Genomic DNA, 21,215 nt, shown 5'->3' on the forward strand with positions numbered 1-21,215 from the left:
GAGCAAGAATTGTGTTCTTTCATTTTCTAACAAGCCTATTATACACGAAAGGATTATGACATGAAGATCAATCAATTAATTGCCAATAATATCAGTCGTTTAGATGTTGTCTTACCAGAGGATCAATCACTTGGAATTGCCGGGTTATCTGGCTCAGGGAAAACGACATTTTGTCAAACGATTGGGGAAGAGTCAAAAAAACGTCTCGTCTCTTTATTACCAAAGGCTGAATATCAATATTTGTTTCCAAACATTATGGAAACGAACTTCAGTGCCATTAAAATGGAGGACATGCCTCTTGTACTTTTTCTAGGAAAATCCTCAATCTCTAGCAACCCACGTTCCACGATTGGTACACACACAGGTGTTTTTAAAGAAATTCGTAATCGACTGGCAGATGAATTTCATCTTTCTCCAGAGATGTTTTCCTTTAACAATGCGTTAGGCTGGTGTCCTGCATGTAAGGGGCGAGGCACGACAAAAAATGTAGAATGTAAAAAATGTTTGGGTAAGCGCTATAGCCCAGAAGTGGAGCAGCATAAAATCACTTTATGGAATGAACTCTATAGTATTTCTGATATTCACAATTTAAGTATAGAAGCCATCTATTCCTTATCAGAAGAATTAAATATCAGCGAAGAAAAACAGCATATTCTTCACAATATTATGCAAATGAATATTGGCTACTTAACATTAAATCGCATTATGGGGACTTTATCAGGTGGAGAATTAACAAGACTGTACTTAGCAGAATTCATGGCAACAAGTGAAAATACAGTGATTATTGTTGATGAAATTTCTGTAGGCCTTGACCATAATACCTTACTTAAAATTTTAGAGCAAATTCAACAGCTAGGCGCTAAAAACCAAATTTGGTTGATTGACCATTCTGATACGGTGTTAGACACGGCAGACGAGCAGCTATTCTTTGGACCAGGTAGTGGAAAATACGGAGGAAAAATCGTTGAAGAATCTCCACGACCAAAGCCTATCTATTGGGAGCGAAAGCGATTAGCACCAACATCCTATTATCAATTCCGAGATCTACATTGCCGTAATATCCAAATGGATGCAATAGACATTCCACAAAACCGACTTGTTACCTTTACAGGAGAATCAGGTTGTGGAAAATCAACGCTTGTCAATGAGTGTATCGCTAAAGATTTTATCAAGCGCTATCCAAAGGACAAACTCGTGATGGTTGGGCAAGATCGTAATCAATCAATAACGAGTCGTTCCACTGTCGCAACATTCCTCGATATTAAAAAGAAACTAACAAAATATAGTGAGGACATTGATGATATTTTCCAGCGCTCGATTGAAGATATAATCGATGAACTACCTAATGAAGATATCGCACATAAACGCTTAAGCTTATTGATTAAGCTTGGACTGGGCTACTTAACGCTTGAAAGAAAAACGCAATCTCTATCGACTGGTGAATTTCAATGTGTACATTTAGTTTCAGAGTTATTTGCCAACGCTCGTAATCCCCATACATTATTTATTTTTGATGAGCCTTCTAAAGGACTATCTCAAAACATTTTAAATCAGTTCATCGATAGTGTAAGGGATATCCTAGAGGATGAGTCTATCTCCATCATCATGATTGAGCACAATGCCTATATGCTGGAAAGCTCTGATTTTATTGTGGACTTCGGTAAAAGACAGCAGGAGCCTGTAACACATCTGGATGTAGTTAGCCATGAAGATTATTTTAATCAGGATCAACATGTAAGCAATACGGCTCCATTGCACATCGCGTCAACGCTCGCATCAAGAAATGGCATTCAATACTTAGAAGACAACCATATTAGCTATTTCAAAAATGCGGAAAATATATATAAGGGTGGCATCTTAAAAAGCTTATCTTCCATGGCTCGTCTGATTTACGGTGAATACGAATCAAACAAGATTGCCCCTGTTGTTGCCATTGATTTGGAAAGACATTTATATAGCCAATATAGTTTTCTTTATGAAATAGGTGGTTTGATCAATCATATTGTGGCTGCTCATCCAACAAATAAGGATACGAGAAGCTTCGATTTTTATAGCCAAGAAAATCATTGTCCTAGCTGCTCTGGTCGATTGGAAATTGAAAAATTCGATTTTGATCTTGTGGTACAAGATAAAAACGTGCCATTTTGGGACGGTCTCTTACATCCTGATATAATGGAGGTTTTAAAATACTATCAACATTCTAAATTAGAATTTCTCTTTGAGCAGATTAAAATTGAGCTTGGTCAGGATATTAGTAAAAGCTATCATGACATGACCGAGGAAGAAAAGCATACATTTTTATATGGTTATTGGGACAAGTCCTTTTACGATAAGGCAACGAAATCCTCGAAAAAGTGGGAGGGCTTTAATTTTATCATTGGTCGTTATATCGTGATTTCAAAATCCATTATTAAAGAGCAAATGAAGCAAACAAGAGAAATGGTGCCTTGCCCAATTTGTCATGGTACTGTGCTCAACCACCAAAAGAAATTGCGATTTGGGGACACAGATATTCGTGACTTAATTCGCCAGCCGCTTGATGAAGTCATCAACATTGTAGGCAACTTACCACAATTAGAAAAAATCAAAGCCATCGTGGGCGGAGACATGTCACTGCTACAAGATGTTTCCTTATTGCCAAGGGAAACACAGGTATCACTAAAAATGCTTGAATTAGAGCTGGCAAGCTTTGTCGGCTATGAAATCGTGCTACAAAATGCTTTTCCGTTCTGGGACAAAATCAGGGATAATCTAGAGCGCATCAGCCGTAAAAATCAAGTGACCATCTGTGATTTTGCCAATATACAGGAAACAAGAGAAACCATCATCGATCAATATTTTACAAATGGCAAATACAAAAAACTAACATATGTCTATGAAGCATTGGGCTACAAGAAAATCGTTACCCAAATCAATAAAGTCAAAGCCAGTCATTCCTGTCCATTCTGTCAAGGGAAAAAGGTGCTCTCTGAAGATGGACTGCATGATGGAGTCCATAAATTAACTGTGCCTTGTGTAAGCTGTGGCGCAAGTGGTATTAATGAGGAGGGACGCAAGCAAATTGTTGAGGGCATTGATGTGGAAACATGGCTAACTGGTACTGTAAGCGATGTTGTAACAGAGGGCTCGCAGCTTGAGGCCGTTGCCAGTATTCCTATTTTTAATCGGATTCGCGAGTTGAATAAACAGGAAATGATGGCGGTCTATCAATATTTACAGCATAATAACTAAGTCCAATATAATAGAAAGCCCATTTGCGCCAAGCAAGTGGGTTTATTTGTTGGAATCACACTTATTTTCCCAAAAAAGTTAACAATCAGTGTCGTCTTTGCCATTTTAATCGTACTATAGGGATAGCTCGATTGGCTGTAAAAGGGAGGTTATACTATGGTCAAAAAAGTGCTATTATTTGGGGATATTGGCATTGATGATACGGTTGCATTAATCTATGCATGGTTAAATAAAGAAGTAGAAATTGTGGGGTTAGTTGCAGATTACGGTAATGTCTCACGAGAGGATGCGATGTCTAATATTTATTATGTCATGAAATTGTTTAACTTTCCACGAGATATTCCCGTTATTTTAGGAGCAGAAGTACCTTTAACTGGGGAACAGCCTACTTACTATCCAGAAATTCATGGAATACGAGGGCTTGGACCTATTGTACCGAATGATGACGAATACGAATTAAAAATCGAAAACTTTTTTGAAATCGTCAGCATCATTGAAAACTATAAGGATGAAGAGCTGATTATTGTCAATATTGGCCGTTTAACCTCATTAGCAACGATGTTTATTCTTTACAATGACCTCATGAAAAATATCAAGGAATATTATATTATGGGTGGGGCTTTTTGGGTTCCTGGTAATGTCACAACAGTGGCAGAAGCGAATTTTCATGGTGACCCGATTGCTGTTAATATTGTACTTACTTACGCTACAAATGTAACGATCATTCCTCTGAATGCTACACAAAAGGCGATAGTCACACCAGGGATGGTGGATTATATTGACTCATTTGGGCAAACCAAAATATTCAAGCCCTTAATGGAATACTATACGCGCTTTTATCAAGAACGGGACCCTTCACTCTTAGGGAGCCCCGTCCATGATGCGTTAACGCTAATGGCTACGACTTCTCCTGAAATGTTTATATTTGAGTCTTATCCCGTAAAGGTTGTCGATAAATTAGAGGGGCCTGCTAGGGGGCAAAGTATTGCCGAAACACGTCCATATGAAAGTGTACACAACGGAGAGAAAAAACACCGAATTGCCTTCGATATTCATTATGACATGTTCTTTCATCAATTTATGTCGGTCATGACAGGCCAAATGTGACTCATTCAAAAACACCATCTCTTAGGATAACAAATTTAACATTGACATTCACTTTCATATCTTTATATAGCTTATGCCATTTTTCTCTTGTGAGGTTTGAATGCCTCACAATACTTCTATATTTTTCACCAAATCCAAAAATATCTGACTCAACTTCCTGACTATGAGCAATCACTCGTGCTATTTCCTTCGATATTTTTTTTTCAATTGCTTTTTCTAGTTCAGCCACGCTTTTTCTATCACCTTGGTTGATGTCTGGGAAAACTTCTAATACTCTTGATCGAATGTTAATATCTAGATCAAATTCTGGTTTCTTGGCATCCACTAATGTCAATTCTCGATTCGAATGGATAGCGTCAAAAGCTATCGTTATTTTATCCGTTGGTTTTTGCAGTATTTTGGAGGGAATATCATCATTATCTAATATGGTTTCATATAAACCCACTTTAAATGTATCCCTGACAATTTTCACATAAAAGCTATCTTTCGCAGGGAGCTTACTAACCATTTTGCCGCCTTTAAATAAAGCGACACCACTAAGTTCCACAAACTCTTGATCTCTTTTAATAATCGGCATAGCTAAATCTTTCCCAATGGAATAATAATCATGGGCAATTTGATGAAGCGTAGCATTAATCATAAATTCTTGCCTCACATTTTGCTCGATAAGCTTGTAAATATGCTGGCCAATATCATCAATATCCTTATATTCATAAGTCAAAAAGGGTGCTGTTCTACCTTCAACTACCGCCATATAAATACTATTGCTGACATCAGCGTTTTCAAGATTTGTATCAAGATAATAGCGAATATCTTCTTTCGCCAACTCTTCACCTAACAACACAACCCTCATTTGTCCTACCATGATTTTTTTCGAAAGCCTGCGGTTTGCTTCCATTCGATTCCCTTTACTCGTATCGTTCTCTGTTGTGATAACTTCTACTTTACTTTGGAATTCTGGATTTACTTCGCGAATCACAGCAGTCGTCTCTATTTTGTGCTCTGAGCCTTTATCATAACCAACTAATGTCGTCAATCCTACTTTATCTAAAATATTTGTCTGTACACACCCATATAAAAAAAACAATGAGAGAAGAACAACCAGTGTGACTTTAAGCTTGTTCATTATGTTTCACCTTCTTTGATGTGAAATTCTTTTTTAATAAAGCGATTGGCCATAGTAAAATAGGGTAGACAAAGACGACATAAAATGCCACCTTTCCAAATATAGTGTTCATAGTATTAATCTGTGTGCGTGTTTGGATGACTAAACTACAGATGAAAATAAAGAAAGAAAATAACCAAACAAATTTTACGCCGCTTATATTCCATAATCGAGTGGCTCCACGATACGCAGCCCATAAATAAAAACACATATTTGGTAAAATAATGATCATCCAAAAACAAACCGCTATAAATTCAAAGCGCTCAACAAAGGGGAAGCTGATAAAACTAAATAATGTTAATGTCGCCCATATCGTTTTTACTAATTTACCCCCACTGTAATAGGTAATTGACACAAGCATGACCGCTAGATAGATCAAAGTTGATAACAATAAACCTAAATGAACAGGTTTTCTGATCTTCTCTTTATCCTTAATAAAGGGATAAACGATATTTAATATTTCAAAGCCAATAATGGTGAACGTCATCGAGTGAGCGCCTTTTAAAATTGAGCGAAAGTCGTTTTCTAAAATTGGAAAGAGGCTTTCAGCTGTCGAGTATTTCAAAGGAAAGGCTAGCATAGGTAATATCCATAACGAAAGAATAATACTAAAAAAAGACACACCTACTATTACGCGGAGACCTCCCGTAAAGGCATATATAATAATAATGAGTAAGGTGGCCGACAGAAACCAGGTCCCAATGCTTGGAAAAAGCCATGCCTGAATGACCTCAATATAATTTCGTAACACAGAAAAGCAAGCTACAAAACAATACACGATATACATTAAATTAAATAAATTTCCGATCCATTTACCAAAAATATCAATTTGAATCCCATAAAGATCATTGGAGCCGTAGATCTCCAATGTTTTAATCATGCAAAACGTGACGATATGTGTGGCAATGCCAGCAATCAGTACAGAGATCCATGCATCCTGTCTTGCATCTATATAAATAATCCGTTGAAATCCCTGTATACCGACCCCAACTTGTGCGCCGTGTATAATAAAAAATAGTAAATAGGCGCTAATCATATCTTTAGGGCTAAGTTGTATAGGCTTTGTCATTTCCTTCACCTTCATTTCAACTTTTTTTCGGTTTTACAGGTTGAGGTTTGAATTTATTTTTATCCTTTGGCCTTGTTAAAGCAGGTCTTTTTGCTGTTAATGGTATGGGCATTCTAACGATACTATCACGCATTTCTTTCATTCTAGGTGGGTAGAAAGGTGACATATACGGGGCCCCCAAACTTGTTTGACGTAATAGATGAATAAGAATAAAACAAAATGCAAGCATAATGCCATAAAATCCCCAAAAACCTGCAAGGATAATAATCGGGAAACGAATAAGACGAATGACGTTACCCATCATATAACTTGGCGAGGTAAAAGAGGCGAGCGCACTTAAGGCGATGATAATAAGTAAAATATTACTTGTAATACCAGCCTGTACAGCAGCTGTCCCGATTACGATACCTCCAACGATCCCAATGGTTTGACCAATTTTGGTTGGTAATCTTGCCCCAGCTTCCCGCAGTAATTCAATAATAAATTCAAGGAGCAAAGCCTCGAATATAGGGGGGAAAGGAACCAACGCTCTTGACTCACTTAATGGCACTAAAAAAGCTTGTGGAATGACTTCATAATGAAATGTTACAGCTGCCACATAAAACGGCGTTAAATAAACAGATAAAAAGAAGGCAGTAAGCCGTAACAAACGAAGAAAAGTTGCAATTTGCCATCTTAAATTTTGATCCTCTTGACTTTGAAAGAACTCTGTAAATGATTGTGGTGCAATAATGGCCATCGAGCTACCATCAACAAGAATCCCAACTTTCCCATCTAAAATCGCATCACAAAACCTATCAGGTCTTTCTGTTAGGAGCATCTGCGGAAAGACAGATAATGAATTATCATCGATCATTTCTGCAAGAACTGCACTATCAAGTAGTTCATCGATATAAAGATCGGTAATTCGTTGCCGCAATGTATTAACCATTTGATCATTGGCAATCCCATTCATATATAACAAGGAGATCGACGTATTCGTGCGCGTACCTATCTTAAATTTTTCATTGCAAAGTTCAGGACTCACTATGTAGCGACGTATTAACGAAATATTCGTTGAAAGGCTTTCGTTAAAACCAACTTGCGTACCAATAACTTGTGACTCATTTTCAGGTGCTGATAATGCTCTCGATTCTCTAGTTGCTATATTGGCTAAAAGGACCTGTGAATAGCCTTCAACATGAATAAGAACAGAGCCATTGACCATGGATTCTACAGTTTCTTTTAGTAAATTAGAGTGCTGTATTTCCGGAATTGACATGGCAATCTCAATTTCTTCGAGCGTTTCATGAGGCTTATTTTGTAAATTAGCTATAATATCATTATTTAACGTTTCAATATCGACTAAATTATCAATATAAATTAAGGTAAGGTTTGGTGGAACGAGTTTAATAATTAAATCAGCAGGATTATTAGTGGCATTTTGAATCGACTGAATAAAATGGTCGCTTGCGCTAGCAACCCTTACTAGACTTTCTTTAGGTGCCTCATTGATTGGCTGTGGTTGTTTTTTATTGAAAGGTAGTTTAAATTTCATTCTTGAATTGTAGGCTCCCTTCATCGCTGACTTCGTTTATAGAATTGACTTTAAAGGGGTATTCTATACTTATTTCATTCATTTTCATCAAGTAGACAACGTCTAACAAATAATGGTAATATAATAGTATTCTTAAAAACAGAAGGGAGATTAGCTATTTATGCTAAAACTAATTATCGCAAATTAAATTCTAATGAATTTAATAGAGGGGCCAGTCTATAATTTTTTGAATTATAGGGGTTATTTCGTATTGCCCTTTTGCGATAAAAAGAGAAGCATAATGATGTCTAATCCACAGTTATATTGTGTATAACAACGGACTTTATGAGCTTGTACTCATAGAGTCTTTTTCTGTTTTTAGGAGGTGATGATCCCCAGAAAAATTAGCGATTGTAACATAAAAGTGGAGGGAATAGACGTGGAAAAGTATCAATTAGTTAGTAATTATCGTCACAATGAAAAATTAAAGGCAAGTTTTAATGATTTAGCCATGAAAACATTTGGTTTGGATTTTCGAGGCTGGTATAACAAAGGCTATTGGAATGACCGATATATTCCTTACTCATTTGTACAAAAAGGAAAAGTGATTGCGAATGCTTCTGTATATAAGATGTGCATTCACGTAAATGGCGAGCGATTAAAGGGAATTCAGATCGGTACAGTGATGACGGATGAACATTATCGTCATCAAGGTTTGGCGAAGCAGTTGATGCTGCATATCATGAAAGAGTACGAAGTTGCCTGTGATTTCATGTATCTTTTCGCCAATAACACCGTCTTGGATTTTTATCCGAAGTTTGGCTTTACACGCGTTCACGAAAGCGAATTTAGCTTAGACCTTATAAAAATTCCTATTCAACCTAACAAGATGGCAAACATTCGTCAACTAACGATTGAACAAGATCTCGCACTCCTTGAAAACTATGCAAAAAATCGTCATATCCATTCTAGTATTCTAGATGTTGAACACAACGAAAGTTTATTAATGTTTTATTTTACGTTAGTTTTCCCTCATGCTATTTACTATTTAGAAGAATTAGAAACAATAGTATTAATGGAGGAAGAAGAGGTGGTATTAACTATTTATGATATCATCTCGTTACAGGCAACCAATGCAGAGGCTGTATTAACACGCATTATTAAGGATACAACGAAAAAAGTAGTATTCTATTTTACACCTGACTTTACAATGGAAGGCATGACAGCCACCATCACCCCAAATGATGACGATGCCTTATTCATTCACTCGAAAAAGCCCTTCTTACAGAGGCACTTTATGTTTCCTTTAACATCCCATTGCTAGGTAGGGTAGATATGCGATGCATTGGACACGGTTTTATCTTGTCTACAAATCATGTCAAAAATGATTGCTACGATGAAGGTGAGCAGTGAAAACATGAAAAAAGCCGTCAAAGGAGGGTTTCTAAATGCAACAGAGGTCGCTGATTATTTAATGAGCAAAGGCGTTGCATTCAGAGATGCACACAGCATCGTCGGTTCTATCGTTATTTATTGTGAAGATCATGAAAAAGCCATTGAAGATTTAACAATAGATGAATGGAAAGAATTAAGTTAATGCATCGATGACGATATCGACTATCAATAAAGGGATTAAAGTAGGTTTACTATTATAAAAAACAAACCGTTATCTTGATTATAAGTGATCAAGATAACGGTTTTATTATAATTGAGCAGGGAAAACAACTTTGTTGAAATGGATCACGGGGCCTCTAGAGTGGAAAAGGCAGGACATTCATTGATGATGTGCCACAAGCTCATAGAAGGTAGTAGAAGTTGAGCATTCATTGAAGACAAACACATTGATTAAATAATGTGTTTGTCTTATTAACTATTTTTAAATTAAAACTCAGAAAATCTCCAGGTTGTGAAATTATTTTCACTCCATATTTTCTACCTTTAAACATTTCGTTTCACAGTAATAGCCTTTGCCGCCAACATAAACGTTTTCTATTTCATTTCTGCTATTGGTTGCTAATTTCACTAATATTTCGGAAGGAGAGTGTAAAGAATAACCTTGTTCAAATATATAGACCTCTTTTTGCAAGTGGTGCTGTTCATAAAGGTAGCAAGCTAATGCACCGTTTGAAGTTCCAGTCGCTGCTTCTTCATTGATGTCGTATAGTGGAGCAAAATTTCTGCATATAATTCGATTGTCGTTAAAAGTATACAAATGCATCCCGACAACATGATAATACTTGCTGATTTCTTTAACTTTCTCAAAATTAGCCTGCAGTGCATGTAATTGTGTTTCGCTTGTTATAGGAATTAAAATATCTTTTAAGCCCGTGGAAACAATTTGAATGGGGTATTTATTATCTATAGCTTTAATGTCAAAACAGTCGATCAACTCGTTTGGAGCTATAACATCATAGAATATCGGTTTGTTTTGTTCCATGAAAATGATGTCATCTTTTATGGTAATAGTAAGAACACCGCTGTTTGTCTCGATCGTATAGCGATCCTTAAAAAGTTTATTTAAATGCATCAGTATCGTGAAAGAGCCAATTGTGGCATGACCACACAGATCAACTTCTTCCTTTGGTGTAAAATACTCAAGTTTATAATCAGCAATTTCAGATGCTGTTATAAATGCTGTTTCCGCATAGCCCAGTTGTTTGGCTATCGCCATTTTTTGAGTAGTGGTCAATGTAGTTTCATTCAACACCACTCCTGCTTTATTTCCGCCTTGATGATCCTTGCTAAAAGCACTTGCAACGTAAACAGATATTTTCATAAGAATCTTCCTTCCTCACTTATAGTGAATAGTAGCATAGAAATCAATATTTAAAAATATATTGTTGGATATACTTGCTATAAAGCATAGTTTGTCTACAGTCTAAAATAAGGTTGAAACACTCCGTCATCTACTAGATAGAACGCGAATAGTAGCTGATTCCGTCTTTGTTTTGACCTTTAACGTCATCCCCATGATAATGATGATGATAAATAATAAGGTAAAAAGGGCAACGTCAAATGTATTCGTCATATCTTTGATGACACCAACAAGCATTGGAATGATACCACTAATGATATAGCCACCGAATTGAATCATCGCTGTCCATTCACTTGCCTCTTTTGGTGTAGTCGTAGCATCTAAAGGTAAAATCATTGCTAACGGGAATAAACCACCAGCACCGATCCCTGTTAACGTCGCACAGAAAATAGGAGAGATGCCGCCCATAATTAACATCACTATGCCAATAAAGGAGCTCGAAGCACAAAGTAGCATCCAAGGTTTTCTTTTGAAACTATTATTTATTAAGATGGGAATGATAAAGCTACAAATCATTTGCATGATAGAAAAAATAGTTACCGTTGTTGCGGCGTAGGCGTCACTATATCCCATATCCTGTACTTTTGGAGCGAGCCATGTCGCGAGGGAATAATAAACGCCAGATTGTAAACCGAACATGACCATAAGGAGCCAAACATATCGGTTTCCCCAAGGTAGTCGACTTTTTTGACTGGCCGATTTCTCTAATGACTCTTGAGATTGCTTGGATTTTTTGATAATTGGAGCCCAAACAATAATACCCATAAGGGCGAATACCGACCATATTGCTAAAGCTGCGTTCCAGGATTGATGAAAAGCATGCATAGCAGGCACAACTAAACCAGCACTTAAAGAAGCTCCAATTCCCATACCCGCAGAATATACACCGATCATCGTAGAAGAATATTTAGGAAATTCCTTTTTGATATAGCCTGAAATCAGTGGGCCTGTAATAGCAATTCCTATCCCACTAAGAATAGCTGTTACTAATAAAAATAAAGGAAAAGTTGCCACTAACCGTAAAGCTGTTGATACACCAATTAATAAAACGGATAGCCCAATCGTCCATTCGATACCCCATCGTTCACTTAGCTTGCCAGCCAATGGTGCAAAAATCCCCATACAAAATACGGGAAGTGCTGTTAATAAACTTACAACAACACTTGTCATCTGCAAATCCATTTGAATATTTTTCAATACTGGTGAGATAGATGTGATCGAAGCTCGTAAGTTCATAGATAGTATAAACAAAGAAAAAACGCTCCAAATAATCGGAAAGTTTTTTGATTTCGCCATCACTGAAAACACCTCTTTTAGTTATTATTTGATATACTATAGTTAACTTTTAAATTCAAAAAATAAACTATAATTAACCGACTTGTATACTATAATATACTATTTATGCAAAGTCAATGGGAGGGGTGCGCAGGATGCAGGAGGAAAATATTGACTTATCTGGTCAAGTTGGAGGAAATTTACGAGAAATTCGAAAAAGCAAAAGGATGAGTTTAGAGGAGCTGGCGAATGTCAGCAATGTTAGTAAATTGACGTTAGGGAAAATTGAACGAGGGGAAACGAATCCGACTGTAAATATTCTTTGGAAAATTTGTAGAGGACTTAATATTCCGCTTGTCTCTTTACTATCTTTTGAGGAAAATATAGAGGTCCATCGTTTTGGCTCAGACTACCAATTCGCAGGTCATAATAACGACTGGTTTGTTGATCCATTATTCAAAACAAATGGAACTGAGTGGTTTAGAGGTCGTCTTGAACCGAATAGTGAGTACAGCGAGTGTCACCTAGCAGGCTCCGAGGAAATTGTGCTTGTATTAAATGGGCAATTGGAGCTAAAGGTCGGAGAGAAAACCCATCAGCTAAACCAATGGGATATCATCAAATTCAAAGGTGAAGAACTTCACACGTATATCAATCACTCGGATGAAAAAGTACATTTAATGCTGTCGTTAACGTATACAACTCCATGATTGAACAACATCCACTATAGGCAATCCTATATTTAACCCATTCAACGAATCACATCATATCACAATTAATGAAAGTGGACTCGCTCGTTTGATGGTACCCGCATTCAAAACACCACGCAATAATTGGATTTTGTCTATATATCGTGTGTTTTCATAAAAAAATCGTCCTTACTAAATTAAAGTAAGGACGATTTTTCTCTATTTAGATATAACCCCAAATCATACATAATAATGTTCCGAAGATGGTAACGAGCGCAATGATTAAACCATAATAAATATTGGTATAGATGGCAGGTTTATCATTCGTTTCACCAGCATGCATAAAGACAACTAACTGCAAGCCTGCCTGAATAAATGCTGTGACTAATAAAATAGTCATGGTAATCGGAAAAGATAGATTGAAAAAATATACACATGCCGCAATGATCGTAAGGATTATGGACACACCAAACCCCATGACTTGTTTCATCGGGAATAAATCACTCATGTTACACCATTCCTTTCAAGTAAATGAAGCTGAAAATAAAAATCCAGACCACATCTAAAAAGTGCCAGTATAAAGAGAAGATAAACGATTTATTGGCTGTTTCTGGTGTTAAACCACGTTGGATGAGCTGATAGACGATGAACATTCCCCAAAATACCCCAAAGGTAACGTGTGCACCATGTGTTCCTAATGTTGTTAAAAGGGCAGCTGTAAAGGCACTCGTCTGTAAGCTCGCACCAACATGAATATAGTGCATAAACTCGTAAACTTCAAAACTAATAAATACGACACCGAGTACTAATGTCAAAACATAAAACCATATCATTGCTTTCGTATAGCCCTTACGCATAGCATGTATGCCTAAGCCAATGGTAAAGCTACTTGTTAAAAGAATAAACGTTTCAAATAAAACAGGTGTAATTTCAAAAATCTCCGCTCCTGTTGGACCATTCCCAGTACGGTCTACTAAAACAAAATAACCTGCGAATAATGTGCCGAAAAGCATAATTTCAGCACCAATAAACACCCAGAAGCCTAATATATTCAATTGATTTTGCTGAGTACTATATTCTAAAGGAAGTGATTGATCGATTTTCATAATTGACTACCTCGCAATTTCGATTCCGTTGTTTTCACTTTTTCGACAGGTACATAGTGTCCTGGATCTTTTTCCAATGAACGGTGAGCCATGCAGATAAAAATACCAATGGTTGTGAGAATTGTTGGTATCCACATACCAAAAACAAAGGAGAAGCCCCATGCAAAGAAAATACAGCCTAATAAGAAAGGTACACCGCTATTATTCGGCATATGAATCTTTTCATATGGCTCTGGGAACAGTTCATGCTGATGATATTTTGCATCCCATAACGCTTCTGTTGAAATCACGTGTGGAACCTTGGCAAAATTATAGTAAGGCACAGGGCTTGGTGTAGCCCACTCTAATGTGCGAGCGTCCCAGGGATCCGACCCAACATTCCTTGGTGAATAACGAATACTGTAGATAACATTGTAAACAAGTAAGATAAAACCAATTGTTAAGCCAATTGCACCGATAAACGAAATCATATTCCACAGCCCAAAACCAGTAGAGGCAGAATAAGTGTACATACGGCGTGCTTGTCCATCTAAGCCAGAGACAAACATTGGCATAAAGGCTAGCAACGTACTGATAGCAATAATCCAAGCTGTCCACTTGCCGATTTTTTCATTCAACATAAAGCCAAACATTTTCGGCCAATAGTAATGTAAGCCAGCTAGCATTGCAAAGACAACGCCGGGAATAATCACCATATGGAAGTGGGCAACCAAGAACATTGTGTTATGGTATTGATAGTCGGCAGCTGACATGCCAAGCATTACACCCGTTACGCCACCTATTGTAAAGGTAGGAATAAATAACATGGAGTAAAGCATTGGCGTTGTGAAAACAATTTTTCCTTTCCAAAGGGTGAATAACCAGTTAAAAATTTTAACCCCAGTTGGGACGGCAATGGCCATCGTTGTAATCGAGAAAATACTATTTGTTAAAGCACCTTGTCCCATCGTAAAGAAATGATGTGTCCATACTAAAAACGAAAGGAAGGAAATGATCACCATGGAGCCGACCATTGATTTATAGCCATAGAGATTGCGTCCTGAAAAAGTAGAAATAATCTCACTGTAGATCCCAAAGGCAGGTAAAATCAGGATATACACCTCAGGATGCCCCCAGACCCAGAAAAAGTTTGCCCACAGCATATCCATTCCACCATCAGATGTTGTGAAAAAATTAGTAGCAAATAGTCGATCAAAAGTTCCCATCGTTAAGGCTACCGTTAAAACTGGAAAGGCAAAAACGATAATCACGTTTGCTACTAATGAAGACCACGTAAACATCGGCATTTTCATAAGTGTCATGCCTGGTGCTCTCATTTTAAGTATCGTCACAATCATATTAATACCAGTAATTAATGTGCCAAGACCTGAAATCTGTAAGGCAAATAAATAATAGTTTGTTCCTACAGATTGGCTAAATTCATTATTTGCTAGAGGGAAATAATTCGTCCAGCCAGCATCAGGGGAGCCACCTATAACAAAGGATATATTTAGTAGCATGGCCCCCATGAAAAAGAGCCAAAAGCTTAAAGCATTCAATCGTGGGAAAGCAACGTCTCTTGCACCAATTTGTAAGGGCACAATATAATTCATAAAGGCCATAATAAAAGGCATGGCCATAAAAATAATCATGACAGTCCCATGTGTTGTGAAGATTTCATTATAATGCTGCGCATCAAGTAATGTATTGTCAGGTACAGCCATTTGTGCGCGCATCATAATCGCATCTGCTCCACCACGGAAAAGCATCAGAAGGGCTGAAATTAAATACATAATACCAATGCGTTTATGATCAACGGTTGTTAACCATTCACGCCAAAGGTAGCCCCATTTTTTAAAGTAGGTTAAGCCAACTATAATTGCTATTACCGTCAGGCCAATTGCAACCATCGATGCATAGATAGCTTGGCTTGGATGGGGTATAGCAAATCGTTCGAAGTACTCCATATGACTATGTCTCCTTTTAATTAATGATCTTTTTGTTGAGAAGCATGATCTTTAATGTGTGATGTGCCATGCTGATGTCCACCATTTTCACCCTCAGGGGCTGGCAGGAATGTTAAATGTGTACCCGTGTAGGTTGATTGGCCAACGTGTCCTGGTTCTAGCAACGTATTAAATTTTTCTTCTGTTAATGGTTCAGCTGTTGCTTTTACTTCCTTCACCCAATCATCAAACTCATCCTGAGTCACTGCTGTTACGTTAAACGTATTTTCAGCGAACCCTTTACCATTAAAGTTTGCATTTCTCCCCATATATTCCCCAGGTAAATCCGCAGCCAGATGCAATGTATTCACCATATCGGCCATTGCATATTTTTGACCACCCAGTTGAGGAATCCAGAAACTTGTAATCGGTCCGTAAGAATAAAGTTTAAATTCGATAGGACGCTCTGCAGGAATATACAAATAATTTACCGTTTCAATATCTTCCTCTGGATAGCTAAAATGCCATTTCCAGTTCGATGTTGAAGCATAAATGATTAACGGCTCTTCCTGTTTGTATTTCTCTGGTGTAGATTCAACCTTATAGTTACTTTCAACAGAAATAAAGGATAGGTACGCTACAATTAAAACAGGTATACCTACACAGATGATTTCGACCTTTGTACTCCCTTTAATGTGGGGAGGCTTATAGTCAGGGCTTTGCTTAGATGCACGAAATTTCACTAACATATAAGCCAACAACACAAAAACAATGAGTACGATAAAGGACATAATCCCTATCGATAGCATAATATCTTTGGCTTGCACTTGAGCTTGAGGTCCTTTTGGATCTAATACTAATAATGGGTCACAGCCCGTTAGCATAGTGACAATAGTGGAAAGACCAATTAATCTGAGCCAACTTTTTTTCATAAACAAACCCCTTTAACTGTTTCATTGAAGTGCTAAAGGCTACTACAGGTTTGTATGGAATTCGATTCACAATTGATTTTTATAATAGGGGCACTTCTTTTGAAAGACAAGGCGTTTTCCAAGATAACACAGAATGTTCTCAAACGAGAAAAATAATTTTAGTATAATTTTAAAGATGGAAATGCGCATCAAGTAAGGGCTTTTATTAATTAGAATGGATTGAAATTGAAAGTGGATGGTGAAAGTAATAAGGAAATGGATGGTTAGTTTCAAATATTGTTATAGTATGATTGTCTTTTTAGCTTATTGACTAGAGCTAAGAAAGGATAAGGCATAACTGAGGTGAGTAAACATGGATTGGAAACCTGATCGAACAGTAAAAAAAGCGATTTATAAGCAGCTCGCAGAATACATTGAAAAGGGGATTGCCGATGGGACATTCCCGCCCGATAAGCCCTTACCATCTGAGCGCTATTTAGCAAACGCTTTGAGTGTAAACAGAAGTACGGTAGTTAGTGCATACGATGAATTGGAAGCAATGGGGCTGATTGAACGAAATCGTGGAAGTGGCACAACCATTAGCAAAGACATCTGGGGTATTACGAGGAAACGAATTCCTAGCTGGAATCGCTATATCGAGGCAGGTTCCTTTTTACCGAACCTTCCTGTTACTCAAAAAATTAGAAAAGAGGCTATTGAACATAAATTAATTAATCTAGCTACTGGCGAATTATCAGAGGATCTTTTTCCAAAAAGCGCCTTAAGAGAAATTACCGCAACGCGTTCATTTATCGGTAGCCTTGGGTATGATCATCCTTTAGGGAGTGACATATTACGGACAACCCTTACACGGCATATCAAAAACAGTAGGGGAATTGAGACAAAGCCTTCCTCCATACTGATTACATCAGGAGCACAGCAAGCCCTACATTTGATTGTCCAATGCCTGTTAAAGCCTGGAGATGCAGTCGCCATAGAAGATCCTTCTTACAACTTTAATCTACCAATCTTTAAAACAGCAGGCTTACACATCCATTATCTTCCTGTCAACAAGGATGGCATTAACCCGGATGATTTGCAAGTATTATATAAAAAACATCGAATTAAAATGATTTTTCTAAATCCTGATTTTCAAAATCCCACGGGGTCTTCCTTAGATTTGAAGAAAAGAGAAGCTATTCTAGACATTTCCTCTAAGCTAGGTATTCCAGTAGTAGAAGATGACCCCTATAGCCTAACAGCTTTTTCGGGGGATAAAATGCCTACGCTTAAATCGCTCGATAAAAACGGCAATGTTTTATATATTAGCTCTTTGTCCAAAATTGTAGCCTCAGGCTTACGAATAGGATGGATTGTTGGTCCTTCGTCTGTAATTGAACGACTATCCGATGCCAAGCAGCAAATTGACTTTGGGCATTCTAGTTTCACGCAATGGATCGCCAATGATTTTTTAGAGTCCCCTAATTTTAATTTGCATATTAAGCATTTAGTGAAGGAATTAGAAACACGACGAGATACCATTGTACAGAGTCTCGATATGTATTTAAAGGACGAAGTGACGTTTTCCATTCCTCAAGGTGGGATTCATTTATGGTGTCATGTTCTCAAGGAATATAACGAAACGCAATTACTTGAGGAATCCATTAAGCGAGGCGTCATTTATGTTCCTGGATCTACGATGGGCTCCAAAAAGGGTTTTGTCCGCTTCACTTACGCAAGGGAGGATGTTCATTCAATCAATGAAGGGATTAAAAGGTTTGCACAAGCTCTAAATAGCTTCCAGTAATTTTGTAAATTATAGCCAAGTGGACGGTTAAGAAAGTGCTTAAGTGGATGGTTTAAATTCGCTAGAAAGTATTTAAGATAGAGTCATGGATAACAACTATCCATCAAGGCTAACTACTATCATGGCAGTGTGGATGGATTCACAATTATTCACACAAGTAATGAAATTTTTTATGATCTGGAAGGTGATAGGACAGAAAGATATCAGTGAAGAGGTAGTTCACTTGATTCGCTATAAAAATAGGCAAACACTTTAATCAAGAGATTTAAAAAATTCACAACAAGTATCGTTATTTTCTCAGTTTTACCTGTTCAAGCAGTCTCAATCGTTAGCTTTCGGCTGCTGATGAGAAAACATCAAGGCAGTCACACCTTATTATATTTTAATTCCCACAAAGGTATAGTTGGGAAATAGGCACCCCTTCTATACGGACACTTAAATCTTAGTTAAAAAAACACCATCCAGCCACTTAGTCTCGCTATTCAATCGATGCTAGGTGGCTGCTTTTTGTCATTAAAAGTAGTTGTAATGCAAGAAGACAATTTGGTGGAACTATCATTAGTGTTTCGCATAATCGCCACTACCATTTACGAATGAACTAGGGAAGGATTATTTAAAAAAATAACGTCAAAAAAAAGTCGCATTCCTGTAGTTCAGGGAGCGACTTTTTGAGAAAAAATTTATGAAAAATACATTGAAATATGTATAGTCTTGTGATAAATTTATAGAGATAGACACTGTATAATTATTATACCGCGCATTATCCCTATTTTAATTATACAATACACTCTATTGTGTCGTCAACAATTTTAATTTTATTTTTTTGAGGGGTGGTTGCGATGAAATTAGCAGGGGCAAAACAGCAGATTGGGGGAACAAACACACGAAGAAGCTCCATTCTTTGAGACCATCAAATGGCTTCCAAACATGTGAATGAAATTGAAAAAGATAAAGAAAGTAGGACTGATACGATATGTCAGAGAAAACCATTTCAGTTGAGACAAAAGCGCCATATGGCATGATTGCCATTTTATTTATCGGGGCCTTTGTTGCTATTTTAAATGAGACATTACTCAACATTGCACTACCAGCCATTATGGACGAATTCGATGTGAAAGCCACCGCAGTACAATGGCTTTCAACAGGCTATATGCTTATTAACGGTATTTTAATTCCTGCCAGCGCGTTCTTCATTCAACGCTTTACGGATAAAAAATTATTTATTACAGCGATGGCTCTGTTTACGTTAGGTACATTTCTAGCTAGTATTGCACCTGCATTTGGTGTGTTATTAGCAGCACGTATGATCCAAGCTGCAGGCTCAGCGATCATGATGCCTTTATTAATGAATGTGATGCTAACTGCATTTCCAGTTGAAAAGCGAGGAGCTGCAATGGGGATGTTCGGTCTTGTCATGATTACAGCTCCAGCAATCGGCCCGACGCTTTCTGGTTGGTTAATCGAACATTACAGCTGGAGAATGTTATTTGATCTTGTGCTGCCAATTGCCATTTTAACTTTAATTTTTGCAGCCTTTAAATTAAAGGATGTGACACCACAACGTGCCATTAAGCTCGATGTGATTTCTCTTATTCTATCAAGCATTGGATTTGGCGGCTTGCTTTATGGCTTTAGTTCCGCAGGTGAAAAAGGATGGGATCATATCCTTGTATATGGAACTATTATTATTGGGACAATTGCATTAATTACGTTTACCCTTCGTCAGCTACGAATGGATGAGCCCATGCTTGAGTTTCGCATTTTCAAATATCCGATGTTTGCCTTATCCTCAGCCATCTCCATCGTTATTTCTGTGGCGATGTTCTCGGCTATGATTTTAATGCCGATTTACGTCCAAACCATTCGTGGTATTTCACCAATGGATTCAGGTCTGCTCATGCTACCTGGTGCTATTGTAATGGGGATTATGTCGCCGATTACAGGGAAGCTCTTTGATAAATATGGGGCAAGAAGCTTGGCTATATTTGGCTTAATCATTACCATTGTAACGACGTATTACTTCAGTAAAATTAGCATGGATACAGCTTATTCTACATTGGTGCTGCTGTATACATTACGTATGTTTGGGATGTCTATGGTAATGATGCCCGTGATGACAAATGGTTTAAATCAGCTACCAGCACACAATAATCCACACGGCACTGCCATGAACAACACATTACAGCAGGTTTCTGGTGCGATTGGATCTGCGGTGCTGATTACAATCATGAACAATAAAACAACTGCGAAGGCAGAGGAACTGGCTGCAGGTGCGATGAACAATATGAGTGCCAATGCAGCACAGGCTACGACACAATCTGCTAGCGAATTAAAACAGCAAATCTTAAACGAAGCCATGCTACATGGCATCAATTATACTTTCTTCCTTTCCACATTGATTGCGGCCATCGCACTGATACTTGCCTTCTTTATTAAGCGAGTTAAGCCTAACTATGATAATCACACAGGTGGGGAAGCTGCTGGAAAACAAGTAGAGGAATAATAGTAGACGGGTGTTGCTTCAGTTTAGCAACGCCCGTTTTTTCTTAAGAAATTTTATATAGAGGTGGGGAAACCTAGGAAGAATGAAAAAAGGCAT

The 21,215-nt window shown here is 37.5% G+C and carries 16 protein-coding genes; 7 read left to right on the forward strand and 9 right to left on the reverse strand.

What is annotated here, in order from left to right; genetic code table 11:
- Positions 1 to 60: 60 nt before the first annotated feature.
- Together CD31_RS16070 and CD31_RS16075 are read left to right on the forward strand one after the other, a co-directional pair.
- Positions 61 to 3,231, forward strand: coding sequence for an ATP-binding cassette domain-containing protein (locus CD31_RS16070; RefSeq protein ID WP_036079067.1), 3,171 nt, complete (start codon positions 61 to 63; stop codon positions 3,229 to 3,231).
- Positions 3,232 to 3,387: 156 nt separating this feature from the next.
- Complete coding sequence (locus CD31_RS16075; RefSeq protein WP_036079069.1) at positions 3,388 to 4,338, forward strand: nucleoside hydrolase; 951 nt, start codon at positions 3,388 to 3,390, stop codon at positions 4,336 to 4,338.
- A 1-nt stretch (position 4,339) separates the two neighbouring features.
- Here CD31_RS16075 and CD31_RS16080 read toward each other — a convergent pair whose 3' ends face one another.
- Genes CD31_RS16080 through CD31_RS16090 form a run of 3 tightly spaced genes read right to left on the reverse strand, consistent with a single transcriptional unit; the run spans position 4,340 to position 8,109 of the window.
- A complete protein-coding gene (locus CD31_RS16080; RefSeq protein WP_036079071.1) occupies positions 4,340 to 5,464 on the reverse strand; it encodes a Ger(x)C family spore germination protein in 1,125 nt (374 codons plus the stop codon).
- Positions 5,451 to 6,572 carry a GerAB/ArcD/ProY family transporter gene (locus tag CD31_RS16085; protein ID WP_036079073.1) on the reverse strand — a complete coding sequence of 374 codons (1,122 nt, stop codon included), beginning with the start codon at positions 6,570 to 6,572 and terminating at the stop codon, positions 5,451 to 5,453. Before CD31_RS16085 ends, CD31_RS16080 begins: the two co-directional genes overlap by 14 nt.
- A 16-nt stretch (positions 6,573 to 6,588) precedes the next feature.
- Complete coding sequence (locus tag CD31_RS16090; RefSeq protein WP_036079076.1) at positions 6,589 to 8,109, reverse strand: spore germination protein; 1,521 nt, start codon at positions 8,107 to 8,109, stop codon at positions 6,589 to 6,591.
- 418 nt (positions 8,110 to 8,527) lie between these two features.
- Here CD31_RS16090 and CD31_RS16095 point away from each other — a divergent pair, with 418 nt between their 5' ends.
- Positions 8,528 to 9,412 carry a GNAT family N-acetyltransferase gene (locus CD31_RS16095; RefSeq protein WP_036079079.1) on the forward strand — a complete coding sequence of 295 codons (885 nt, stop codon included), beginning with the start codon at positions 8,528 to 8,530 and terminating at the stop codon, positions 9,410 to 9,412.
- A gap of 93 nt (positions 9,413 to 9,505) precedes the next feature.
- A complete protein-coding gene (locus CD31_RS16100; protein ID WP_036079080.1) occupies positions 9,506 to 9,685 on the forward strand; it encodes a hypothetical protein in 180 nt (59 codons plus the stop codon).
- 321 nt (positions 9,686 to 10,006) lie between these two features.
- On the opposite strand, the gene CD31_RS16105 is transcribed toward CD31_RS16100, so the two are convergent.
- Both CD31_RS16105 and CD31_RS16110 read right to left on the reverse strand, forming a co-directional pair.
- On the reverse strand, positions 10,007 to 10,864 hold the full coding sequence (locus CD31_RS16105) for a PhzF family phenazine biosynthesis protein (protein WP_036079083.1): 858 nt from the start codon (positions 10,862 to 10,864) through the stop codon (positions 10,007 to 10,009).
- 126 nt (positions 10,865 to 10,990) lie between these two features.
- Positions 10,991 to 12,199: an MFS transporter gene (locus CD31_RS16110; protein ID WP_036079086.1), complete on the reverse strand. Its 1,209-nt coding sequence runs from the start codon at positions 12,197 to 12,199 to the stop codon at positions 10,991 to 10,993.
- Positions 12,200 to 12,333: 134 nt separating this feature from the next.
- Between CD31_RS16110 and CD31_RS16115 the strand changes: the two genes are divergently transcribed.
- Entirely contained in the window at positions 12,334 to 12,888 is a 555-nt protein-coding gene (locus tag CD31_RS16115) for a helix-turn-helix domain-containing protein (RefSeq protein ID WP_036079089.1), read from the forward strand.
- A gap of 202 nt (positions 12,889 to 13,090) precedes the next feature.
- Here CD31_RS16115 and qoxD read toward each other — a convergent pair whose 3' ends face one another.
- From qoxD to qoxA, 4 genes are read right to left on the reverse strand one after another with little or no spacing between them, the layout of a single operon-like run.
- A complete protein-coding gene (qoxD, locus tag CD31_RS16120) occupies positions 13,091 to 13,375 on the reverse strand; it encodes a cytochrome aa3 quinol oxidase subunit IV (protein WP_036079092.1) in 285 nt (94 codons plus the stop codon).
- A gap of 1 nt (position 13,376) precedes the next feature.
- Positions 13,377 to 13,973: a cytochrome aa3 quinol oxidase subunit III gene (gene qoxC, locus CD31_RS16125; protein WP_036079094.1), complete on the reverse strand. Its 597-nt coding sequence runs from the start codon at positions 13,971 to 13,973 to the stop codon at positions 13,377 to 13,379.
- Positions 13,970 to 15,919, reverse strand: a complete 1,950-nt coding sequence (gene qoxB / locus CD31_RS16130; protein ID WP_036079095.1) for a cytochrome aa3 quinol oxidase subunit I — start codon at positions 15,917 to 15,919, stop codon at positions 13,970 to 13,972. The genes qoxC and qoxB overlap by 4 nt, the downstream gene beginning before the upstream one ends.
- A 20-nt stretch (positions 15,920 to 15,939) precedes the next feature.
- Complete coding sequence (gene qoxA, locus CD31_RS16135; RefSeq protein WP_036079097.1) at positions 15,940 to 16,830, reverse strand: cytochrome aa3 quinol oxidase subunit II; 891 nt, start codon at positions 16,828 to 16,830, stop codon at positions 15,940 to 15,942.
- A gap of 352 nt (positions 16,831 to 17,182) precedes the next feature.
- Between qoxA and pdxR the strand changes: the two genes are divergently transcribed.
- Complete coding sequence (pdxR, locus tag CD31_RS16140; RefSeq protein WP_036079099.1) at positions 17,183 to 18,616, forward strand: MocR-like pyridoxine biosynthesis transcription factor PdxR; 1,434 nt, start codon at positions 17,183 to 17,185, stop codon at positions 18,614 to 18,616.
- Positions 18,617 to 19,589: 973 nt separating this feature from the next.
- On the forward strand, positions 19,590 to 21,119 hold the full coding sequence (locus tag CD31_RS16145; RefSeq protein WP_036079102.1) for a DHA2 family efflux MFS transporter permease subunit: 1,530 nt from the start codon (positions 19,590 to 19,592) through the stop codon (positions 21,117 to 21,119).
- Positions 21,120 to 21,215: the final 96 nt, after the last annotated feature.

It is taken from the genome of Lysinibacillus boronitolerans JCM 21713 = 10a = NBRC 103108, from assembly GCF_000772935.1.
GTDB classification, from domain to species: Bacteria; Bacillota; Bacilli; order Bacillales_A; family Planococcaceae; genus Lysinibacillus; species Lysinibacillus boronitolerans.

Coding starts and splice junctions, on each gene's coding strand:
- CD31_RS16070 (WP_036079067.1), top strand. CDS start 61: ATGAAGATCAATCAATTAATTGCCAATAATATCAGTCGTTTAGATGTT.
- CD31_RS16075 (WP_036079069.1), top strand. CDS start 3,388: ATGGTCAAAAAAGTGCTATTATTTGGGGATATTGGCATTGATGATACG.
- CD31_RS16080 (WP_036079071.1), bottom strand. CDS start 5,464: ATGAACAAGCTTAAAGTCACACTGGTTGTTCTTCTCTCATTGTTTTTT.
- CD31_RS16085 (WP_036079073.1), bottom strand. CDS start 6,572: ATGACAAAGCCTATACAACTTAGCCCTAAAGATATGATTAGCGCCTAT.
- CD31_RS16090 (WP_036079076.1), bottom strand. CDS start 8,109: ATGAAATTTAAACTACCTTTCAATAAAAAACAACCACAGCCAATCAAT.
- CD31_RS16100 (WP_036079080.1), top strand. CDS start 9,506: ATGAAAAAAGCCGTCAAAGGAGGGTTTCTAAATGCAACAGAGGTCGCT.
- CD31_RS16105 (WP_036079083.1), bottom strand. CDS start 10,864: ATGAAAATATCTGTTTACGTTGCAAGTGCTTTTAGCAAGGATCATCAA.
- CD31_RS16110 (WP_036079086.1), bottom strand. CDS start 12,199: ATGGCGAAATCAAAAAACTTTCCGATTATTTGGAGCGTTTTTTCTTTG.
- CD31_RS16115 (WP_036079089.1), top strand. CDS start 12,334: ATGCAGGAGGAAAATATTGACTTATCTGGTCAAGTTGGAGGAAATTTA.
- qoxD (WP_036079092.1), bottom strand. CDS start 13,375: ATGAGTGATTTATTCCCGATGAAACAAGTCATGGGGTTTGGTGTGTCC.
- qoxC (WP_036079094.1), bottom strand. CDS start 13,973: ATGAAAATCGATCAATCACTTCCTTTAGAATATAGTACTCAGCAAAAT.
- qoxB (WP_036079095.1), bottom strand. CDS start 15,919: ATGGAGTACTTCGAACGATTTGCTATACCCCATCCAAGCCAAGCTATC.
- qoxA (WP_036079097.1), bottom strand. CDS start 16,830: ATGAAAAAAAGTTGGCTCAGATTAATTGGTCTTTCCACTATTGTCACT.
- pdxR (WP_036079099.1), top strand. CDS start 17,183: ATGGATTGGAAACCTGATCGAACAGTAAAAAAAGCGATTTATAAGCAG.
- CD31_RS16145 (WP_036079102.1), top strand. CDS start 19,590: ATGTCAGAGAAAACCATTTCAGTTGAGACAAAAGCGCCATATGGCATG.